The following is a 7,334-nucleotide window of genomic DNA, read 5'->3' as shown; positions in this document are numbered from 1 at the left end:
GAGGCCCTTACGGCGGATATCAGGGTGGTGGATATCCGCCGTACTGAGGAACTACTGAGAAGGAATTTTTACTTGCCTATTTTAATCCATTTCCTCTAGTAGGACGTTTATTGACTCTTATGGAAAAATAAGAGATACCATAGAAAATTACATATTAAATTCTTTCGTTATACTGTACAAAGAAAGATAGAATAAAACTAGGCGTGAAAATGTTTTATTTTATGATAAATTTTAGGCTTATAGGTAAATCTACTAATTCTGTACCTATAGATAATATCGTTAATCCTAGATAAAAAACTGAAAGTAAATGAGGGGAACCCTCGCTGGCGGGGAGAAAGTCAGACGATTTAGATTATGAAAATTAAGGTGATCAAATGAAACTCCAGACGCATTACGTTTTCTCTACGGACTTAAAAGTAGTTAGCCCCGCCACCCTAACCAAAACATATAGCCCCGTTTGACGGTAAAAAGAAGATAGGTAAGAGTAAAAGAGTTAACAGTAGTAAAGATAGCCTCCACTTCATAAGGCGCAAAAAAGAAAGTTAGTTTATAAAGGGGCTATTTCTTTGAACGTCTCTTGTATAAAAGTCCTAGAAGGGTTAACAATATCACTATCACAATTTCTGGGGCGTACTGAACGTACCACTGGTGGGAGGTAACTTTAGTTGTAGATGTCTGAACGGATGTTGTTTGTGTTGTTGTAGTTTGTGTTTCATTACCGAATATAATCGGCGTTTGAATGTTAGCTAATTCTTTTACTAATTGTTGTATTTGTGGAGGTAAACTGGTATTAGTCCATGTAGTATTGGTATAAGTAGTATTTGTAGTGGTGGTAGTTGTAGTACTGCCTCTTACTGGGTGTAGATAGAACGATATACCGAGAAGAACTAGAGTTACTGCTAATATAGGTAAAATTATGTTTCTCATTAAAGTAAAGAAGAAATGTTAGCTTATATAATTTATTCACCAGTAATACTGGACTCCTTGAGTCCCCATATTATTACTTCCAATGCCAAACGTTAGGACTACATACGCCATTGCAGATGGTGGTTTCATCACAAATTCTACACCGTTATAGAGTGAAAGTTCGGTTGCATATATCACTGAGCTATTTGATGCTGATGCATCAATAAATATGTAGTTACTTGAAGGAATGATTGGGAAATTAGTCGGTGTAGTCCCATTTAGCGTATCTTCAACCTCAAAGAAGACTTGTTTATCGGGTATCAGATATTGTAGGTTTATAGTCTGACTAAAGTATATTTGACCGGTCTAATCGTAATCTGGGCATCCGTGTCTACAAAAAATATTTCTATCAAACTTCATTAGGTTATCATCCTAATTGGAAATGGCATATATCAGCAGGTACAACAAATCCTCAATTAAGTTGTGATTTTGCTTGTACCCCGTTCAAGATAAATGGTGTTGAATTTAAGCCAAAACCTAATACGGTTTATGAGCTCGGAATAAGGCTTATACCTCAAAATAATGGTACTAATAAGGTTTATCTTTATTTTGTTGATTGGAGTACAGCAACTCTCTATAATATATACGTTCTAGAAGATGATACAGATGTAGCTACACCAGTGGGTGGTATATTAGAAGCTTGTAATATCAACGAACAAGAACTTTTAGCATTAGGAGACGGGAATGTATTCAAAGTAGAGGACGCTAACTGGTTAATAGAGCCGTGGACCTCAACTAGATGGCTGAATGTTTATGCATATGAAGGTATAAATGGTAATGGTTACTATAATGTACCAAAAGAGTATATGGGAGAATATGCAAATAAAACTAATTAGTCCTGGAAAATTATATGTGGGCTATAAGATAGGAGGAAACCATTATTCCAATGGGGAAAAGATTTGGTGAGATCAATGAATCTTAAGAACCTCTTCCTATTTCTTACTTTATTTATTATTATATTAATCATTTCTGCTAGCCTATATTTCATATTTAATCATAAACAATCTCAGCATAATCTAGGGAGTATTACTAGTAACTCAACTATTGGCCAAAACTCCACCGAACTAGATTATGCTAAGAAAATCTTAATTGATGCAAAAGAAACTTATCTAAATGCTACAGAGGAAAATAAGACGTGGATGTACCTAATTTACGAACCGTATTCCAACTTCTCTAAGGAGTTTATATTAAATGCTACGTTTATAAACGGGAGTACAGTATCCATAGGTCATGTACTATATAAATACTTGATCTTACATGTATACTACGAAAATTCTGACTACACTCCTCAAAAAATTCAAGCTAACGGTATAAAAGTTGAGCTTCTTCCGAATCCGAGCTCTGTGACGTATACCGGTGGAGAGGCCTATCATTATCTGATAACTTGTGATAACGAGACTTATAATGTGACACTGTATTCTATAGGTTTTGTTGAAGCTTCTTACTATCTTACTGCATCGACCCAAAAAATAGGTAACTTATACATTGTTCAGATTACGATAACGAAAGAGTTAGATAATACAGCATATGTTAACGAATTATGGCTAATACTCGCAAGACCTTAATTATAGGTAGTTCATGTTTTCTTTGGAATTGTGATTTTTCTTATAATTAACATAATTCTATGGAGGAAATCTAAATATATACTGAATAAAAATAAAAATAGGGATAACCGTAATAATATTACACTTATGAGATAATTAATGACTAGGTAACTCCATTGCAATAATCCGTGCGATTTGTAAAATTCTCCAAGGGGCAATAGGACTTGTCAAAACGCTTCTTCTCCACAACTAAAAGACTCGACAAGGTTGTCACTCTTAAGCCACTTCCACACCTACCTCGGTGTTTTAAGGCAATTAAGCACGCCGTACTTGCCAATCATAGTTTCTCCTTCTTCAGCCGATTTGATGAGTCTATCTAACTCTTCTCTCTCGCCCTTAGTCATATTGTATTTCATGTGTACAATGCAGTATCGTCTCTTTATTTTCATTTGTGAAGAGTTAATAGCACGGTCTAGTGCCTTAACGCCATCGGTAACAACTATCTCGACGTTATATTTCTTCCTAGTTGTAGTAAGAGTTCCAAATAGCCTCTCTTGTCCTCTTCCTTAACGGTAGACCCAAAATCACCTCCTTAAAAATAAATTTATAGTGTAAATAAGTGTTTCCACTAGATTAATTGTAAAATTCTCCGGATTGAATAAATCTGGAAAAAATAAAAGAATTAATAATAATCTAAACTCCTCCTTCCCCATCTCATCCTTGATTACGGTATATAAAGAGTAGAGTACAAGGGCTAGTACGAAGATCAACGTGCGGAAAACAAACTTAGTAGAACTAGTAAATGGGAGAAAAGCCTTAATGTTCCTATATGACGTCTCTATTGGACCTCTCACCTTATTGTATAAATTCAACACTTCCCTCTTGGGCAAGTCTAGATTAGTAGCCCTAGCAAAATAAACAAACCTCTTCTTCTTTCTCCTCACTTTTTCCCTGCTGTACACGAGAAGTCTGAACTTGACTTGCTCATCCTTCCTATGCCTCTTACTATTAGTCTTATAATCACCATCAAACTCCTCATAAACCTTAACGTAACCAACCGGGACAGCAATTATGTAATTAAACTGTGAAATGAAGTTGATCACATCCACAGTGTAGAAACCGGCGTCAAGTGTTATCAACCTTATCTTGAACCCCATTGCAACAACTTGCTCCACTAGAGCCTTCACTATCTCTTCCTTAGTCATACCGTTCACTTGCGGAATAAAGGCAAGTAAAAGTATTCTCCCCTTATACTTGGTTGTTGCAGTTGCGTAGTTCCACGAGTTTCCCTTTTCAGAGCTCCCGAGTCCTTTCACTGGTCTCCCATACCACGTCTTTGTTGTCCAGTCAATTGAAAGATCTATCTCTTTTACCCCCTTCAGTACTTCTAAGGATATTTTCCTAGCATTTTCCAATAGTTTTTCAATTACTTCTATCCCTTGTTTCTCTACGTAGTTCCTCACGGTCTGTGGGGATACGTCATACGCTTTGGACTTGTTCTCAACAGAGTCGTTCCATAAACACGCGGAGATGAGGGTTTTTGCTACTTCTTCTCCTTTCTTTCCATTAAAGTTTAGCATGGAAAGTAATTTATATCCTATTTGTTGAATGTTATTTTGGTGAGGGAGACCGGGTATCACCATCTTGGTTAATCACACGGTAATACTCTATCTCCCTCACCTTAAACCCTTTCTTCAATTCTTTGCACTCTTATAAATTTCTTTATCTTCACGGATTAGATATTATCCTATCAGAAATATTTTTTCTAATATGATTTTGGGTCTACCGCAAACGGTGTAGCTGTTCTCATGGGGATACTAATGCTGTTTGCAGCAACACAACTACATAACTACCATTATTACAACTATTATTTCTAGCGAGATAATATACGAAAAGAGATAGAAATAGATTTTTAAAGTAAGTTCTCTATATCTTTTATAGTGGTTTGCAGAGAGTGGAAGTTAAGGTTTCAGCTGAAGAAGGCTAAGAGCTATGAGGAATTCATAGAATTCGCTACTGATGAATTCAATGATAAATTGCTCATGCTGATTTTAGAGAAATTGGAGTTGTTGCAAGAGAACCCTTTCAAATACTCCAGGGAGAAGTTGGGAAAAGATATATACGGAAATACTATGTTTTCCATAGAAGTAAGTGGGGATATAAGGATACTTTATAGCGTTGATTCAAAAAATTGCATAGTTTTCATTTGGGAGGTTGGGTCTCATAAGAAGGTTTACGGGCATTAGCCTTTTCCTTAGCCCTCTTTAATAAATCCTCCTTAAATTTCCTAAAATCTTCCTTATTCTCGATCTCTAGAAACCTATTACCGTACTTGTCCTCAACAATTCTCATATGTATAAACTTCTCAAAGAGGTTATTAAAACAATTTGCCAATAGAGTTTCTTCTCATCCAATTTAAAAAATTGTTAAGTAAGCAGTATAAGCACATATATGGGATCTCGGCTTTCTATTCCCGTTAGAAAAATTCAATAAACTCTCCCAGTTTACTGAGAAAAATTCAAAGTAATTCTGTGCGGATCCAAAAAAACTTATAAATCTTTGTAATGTTAATATAGATCGAGGTACCTCGTCAGGTATAAGGGGTACCTAATACCCGCGGGTTGGGTACCGGGCTGACCCCGGTACTCCTAATTTATACGCACCCTCTTATCAGAGTGCCGGGGGGTAGAGGTACCCTCATGGGTACCGATGTACCCCCAACTCCTTCTTATTGTTTTACGGAGCTTCTTAGTAGTCCTTTTGCTGCATGCAGCACTTAAGGAGCTCCTAAGAATTAATCCTGCCCGGATCCGCGATTTTTTGCTTGCAGTAGCCCGGCTCTTACATTAATGTCCCTAAATACTACACTTTGTTAACCCTACTATTTCCAGTTTGGGAACTCATTTTCAGCCCCATCTAAGGAGGTAACACTTTGTTAACCCTAGTTAAGGTTTATTAAGGGAAAATTCTTAATGAAATTTTATGGAAGTTAAGATAGAGAAACATAAGTCAAGGTTTACCATTACACAATTAATTTTAATGGCTATGGCTAAGGCTCCTGAGTGTGGTCAACAATTTTGTTAATTTAATATAATTTTATTCAATAATCTTTTCTCGTTCTGTAAGAACTTGTTTTCGCGTAATACTATTTAAGGGTGAGCACGGGGTTTTATCTTGGTGAGCACATGGGAATCAAGTGGAAAGTTCCCGTGCTCACCCAAATTGTATTTGAGTATATTAATGTTAAGTCAAGGTTTTACACTAGAGAGCAAGTAGCCCAAGCGATGGCAGAATATTTGTGTGGTTTGTCCTCTTGGAGGGTTAGTTTACCACATTCTACACTCTTGTACTATTTTAGGAGGTTGAGTTATGTTAGGTATGTTGTTTCTTTGAGTTATGCTGTTGATGAGACTAAGGTTCTGAGTGTTAAGGGGGATTATTACTTGTGTTAGGGATGTTAAGACTAGGGCTGTGCCTTTCTTCATGGTGAGGAGTGCTAGGAGTGGTGTTCATGTGCTAGTAATTCTCACTGCAATGAGGGGCATGGAGGAGTTAGCCAGTAAGTATTTCAAGAGGGTGGACGAGGTAGTATACTTGCACGATGGTGCTTCAATACACAATTTCACTTGGCTTAACGTGAGTCACAAGAGGGTAACGTTCGGAAAAAGGGACTATGCGGAACAAGGTTTTAGGAGTGTCAAACATAGGCTTTCACCAATGGACAAACACTTCCAACTCTAACGCAAAGACGATCGAGAGGTGGTTTGCAACCTATTTCCTTATCTATAACATCCTTTACTGCTTGGTGTATTTGTTAGATAAGGGGGTGATAATAAATCTAAATATTTCAAATGAGTGAAAATGTTGTCCGCACTCACAGCTGCTTAGACAAAATTCAATTTTTCGCACAAATAAGGGATCTTTGCCGTCTTCTTTCAACTCTACACAAATCACGGCAAAAATTGATGGGTTGCCAATGCTTATAAACGCGAATTGGCAACCATAATACGGTGGGCGTTCTTGGGCGAAAAGCAACGTCGTTATAAATTCGGCGACTATATTTTACGCGAAAGAAAAGGTCGGTATTATGTTTACAAGATAGAGTATGAGGACGGTAACTCAAGGGAACGTTACGTAGGTCTTTAGCTGACGTAGTTGAATCGTATCTAAAAATGAAAGAAAATAACATTGGGGGTATTAGGGGGTATCCCCCTAATGAGGGCTCGGGCCGGGACTTGAACCCGGGACCTACGGGTCCACAGCCCGTCGCTCTAACCAGGCTGAGCTACCCGAGCCACTTTGTGTCCCAGCCAATTAGAGTTTAACGAGTTGTAGAATTTAAACTTAAAGCTGAATATCATTCAACAAACTACGCTACAATAAGGAGAACCAATCTTCCGACAGCGTGCAGAAAGACGCTTAAAGACTCAATTACTTCTCCCCTTTCTTTTCATGTATTCCTCTTTTATCTTGTCTAACAAAATTCTTGCTATTACGCTCTTGTAATCCTTACCTAGCTTCTCGATCTTGTCGTCACTTATAACGATGACTTCATTGAACTCCGACGAGAAAGCTATATCTTTTCTCCTAGCATTATTCGCGACAATCATATCAAACTTGTGTCTTTCTTTCTTTAACTTAGCTTTCTCTATTAATTCTTCATCATCCTTAGCAGTTTCGGCAGCAAAACCCACTAAGAACATGTCGTATTTCCTAATCGTTGAAGAGATCTTAGGAGTTTTTTCCAATTTGACCTCTGGAACTACAGTATGGCTATCGATTTTGCTTTCTGCAGTGATCACTGGTCTGAAGTCCGCAGGGGCT

At 37.4% G+C, this 7,334-nt stretch carries 8 protein-coding genes, 1 tRNA gene and 1 pseudogene; 5 read left to right on the top strand and 5 right to left on the bottom strand.

Annotated elements, in window-relative coordinates; genetic code table 11:
• Window positions 1-558: 558 nt before the first annotated feature.
• Window positions 559-927, bottom strand: a complete 369-nt coding sequence (locus WIW89_RS09650) for a hypothetical protein (protein WP_337720597.1) — start codon at window positions 925-927, stop codon at window positions 559-561.
• Window positions 928-963: 36 nt separating this feature from the next.
• Window positions 964-1,104, bottom strand: coding sequence for a hypothetical protein (locus WIW89_RS09645; protein ID WP_337720596.1), 141 nt, complete (start codon window positions 1,102-1,104; stop codon window positions 964-966).
• 482 nt (window positions 1,105-1,586) lie between these two features.
• Here WIW89_RS09645 and WIW89_RS09640 point away from each other — a divergent pair, with 482 nt between their 5' ends.
• On the top strand, window positions 1,587-1,802 hold the full coding sequence (locus WIW89_RS09640; RefSeq protein ID WP_337720595.1) for a hypothetical protein: 216 nt from the start codon (window positions 1,587-1,589) through the stop codon (window positions 1,800-1,802).
• Between the two features lie 75 nt (window positions 1,803-1,877).
• The gene (locus WIW89_RS09635) at window positions 1,878-2,531 is read left to right on the top strand and encodes a hypothetical protein (protein WP_337720594.1); all 654 of its coding nucleotides are present in this window, start codon (window positions 1,878-1,880) and stop codon (window positions 2,529-2,531) included.
• A gap of 563 nt (window positions 2,532-3,094) precedes the next feature.
• Here the strand turns inward: WIW89_RS09635 and WIW89_RS09630 are convergent.
• Window positions 3,095-4,153, bottom strand: a complete 1,059-nt coding sequence (locus WIW89_RS09630) for an ISH3 family transposase (RefSeq protein WP_337720593.1) — start codon at window positions 4,151-4,153, stop codon at window positions 3,095-3,097.
• A 297-nt stretch (window positions 4,154-4,450) separates the two neighbouring features.
• Between WIW89_RS09630 and WIW89_RS09625 the strand changes: the two genes are divergently transcribed.
• The 3 genes and pseudogenes from WIW89_RS09625 to WIW89_RS09615 all read left to right on the top strand — a co-directional run bounded on the left by WIW89_RS09625 (window position 4,451) and on the right by WIW89_RS09615 (window position 6,656).
• Window positions 4,451-4,756, top strand: a complete 306-nt coding sequence (locus WIW89_RS09625; protein WP_337720592.1) for a type II toxin-antitoxin system RelE family toxin — start codon at window positions 4,451-4,453, stop codon at window positions 4,754-4,756.
• Between the two features lie 939 nt (window positions 4,757-5,695).
• Window positions 5,696-6,369, top strand: a pseudogene (locus WIW89_RS09620) (IS6 family transposase).
• A gap of 161 nt (window positions 6,370-6,530) precedes the next feature.
• A complete protein-coding gene (locus WIW89_RS09615) occupies window positions 6,531-6,656 on the top strand; it encodes a putative integrase (RefSeq protein ID WP_337720591.1) in 126 nt (41 codons plus the stop codon).
• Between the two features lie 74 nt (window positions 6,657-6,730).
• Here the strand turns inward: WIW89_RS09615 and WIW89_RS09610 are convergent.
• Together WIW89_RS09610 and WIW89_RS09605 are read right to left on the bottom strand one after the other, a co-directional pair.
• Window positions 6,731-6,805, bottom strand: a tRNA-His gene (locus WIW89_RS09610).
• A 132-nt stretch (window positions 6,806-6,937) separates the two neighbouring features.
• On the bottom strand, window positions 6,938-7,334 hold a 397-nt coding region (locus WIW89_RS09605), incomplete at its 5' end, for a phosphopantothenoylcysteine decarboxylase domain-containing protein (protein WP_337720590.1).

The organism is Stygiolobus sp. CP850M, assembly GCF_037389425.1.
Lineage (GTDB): Archaea > Thermoproteota > Thermoprotei_A > Sulfolobales > Sulfolobaceae > Stygiolobus.
The sequence above is the reverse complement of the archived record's forward strand: the minus strand, read 5'-3'. Positions and strand labels throughout refer to the sequence as shown.

Coding starts and splice junctions, on each gene's coding strand:
- WIW89_RS09650 (WP_337720597.1), bottom strand. CDS start 927: ATGAGAAACATAATTTTACCTATATTAGCAGTAACTCTAGTTCTTCTC.
- WIW89_RS09635 (WP_337720594.1), top strand. CDS start 1,878: ATGAATCTTAAGAACCTCTTCCTATTTCTTACTTTATTTATTATTATA.
- WIW89_RS09630 (WP_337720593.1), bottom strand. CDS start 4,153: ATGGTGATACCCGGTCTCCCTCACCAAAATAACATTCAACAAATAGGA.